The sequence below is a fragment of the Burkholderia sp. AU45388 genome, assembly GCF_030481585.1.
Lineage (GTDB): Bacteria > Pseudomonadota > Gammaproteobacteria > Burkholderiales > Burkholderiaceae > Burkholderia > Burkholderia sola.
On the sequence record NZ_JAUJPV010000068.1, the window covers coordinates 1 to 1,204 of the forward strand.

Consider the following 1,204-nt stretch of genomic DNA (forward strand, 5'->3'; position numbering starts at 1 on the left):
TGACCTGCCCCCGGTTTTAGTCCGAACTGCAGTTAGAGTCCGAGGTTAAAAACTGCTGCTTTGCATCGTGCGCCCGAGCGAACTGCACCGGCGTCAGATAGCCGAGTGAACTATGAGGCCGCTCGGTGTTGTATTCGATACGCCATTCCTCAATTAGCTGCTTGGCGTGGCGCATTGAGACGAACCAGTGCTCGTTCAGGCATTCATCGCGGAACCGCCCGTTGAAGCTCTCGATATAGGCATTTTCCACCGGCTTGCCAGGCCGAATGAACGACAGCGTGACGCCGGCTTCGTAGGCCCATGCATCCAGCACCTTACCAGCGAACTCCGGCCCGTTGTCGACCGTGATGGATGCGGGTAAGCCTCGCATCTCCTTGAGCCGCTCGAGCACTTGCTGCACGCGTAGGCCCGGTAATGAAGTATCGACCTCGATGGCCAAGCACTCGCGCGTGTAGTCGTCGACCACGTTCAGGCATCGAAACCGCCGACCATAGGCCAGCCCATCAGAAACGAAGTCCATCGACCAGCTCTGATTGGGGCCCGTTGGTAACGGCAGCGGCACGCGATCGACAGCCGCAATACGCTTGCGTCGTCGCTTGCGCACGCTCAGTCCCGCCTTGCTGTACAGGCGCCAGATGCGCTTGTGGTTGGCAAAGCAGCCATCCCGCTGCAACAGCACGTGAATCCGGCGATAGCCATATCGGCGCTTCTGCGCGGCGATGGCCATCATCCGGCCAGTCAGCGCTTCGTCGTCAACTCGGCGACGTGATTCGTAGTGGAACAGCGAGCGCGAAATCCCTACCAGCCCGCAGGCCCGGGTAACACCCATGGCGCGTTCGGTCATCAAGATGCGGACCGCTTCGCGCTTGGCCTGCGGGCTTGCTACTTTCGGGCCAACAGGTCCTTCAGCGCAGCGTTGTCGAGCATTGATTCGGCCAACAGGCGCTTGAGCTTGTTGTTCTCCTGCTCCAGTTCCTTCAAGCGCTGCGCTTCGGAGACCGTCATCCCGCCGAACTTCGCTTTCCAGTTGTAGTAGGTCGCTTCCGATATGCCGTACTTGCGGCACAGCTCCGCCGGCTTCAGGCCAGCCTCGGCTTCCTTCAAGATGCCGATGATTTGCTCTTCGGTGAATCGCTTTTTCATTGCCGTTCCTCTCTGGAACGGACTCTACACCGTCACCGTACTAAACGCCGGGAGCAGGTCA

General features: G+C 59.6%; 1 protein-coding gene. It reads right to left on the minus strand.

Annotated elements, in window-relative coordinates; genetic code table 11:
• Positions 1–16: 16 nt before the first annotated feature.
• Positions 17–1,143, minus strand: a protein-coding gene (locus QZM72_RS35455) for an IS3 family transposase (RefSeq protein ID WP_226256072.1) whose coding sequence is annotated in 2 segments (ribosomal slippage) — positions 17–885 and positions 885–1,143 — 1,128 coding nt in all. Because the reading frame shifts where the segments join, the coding sequence is not laid out codon by codon here.
• Positions 1,144–1,204 lie beyond the last annotated feature (61 nt).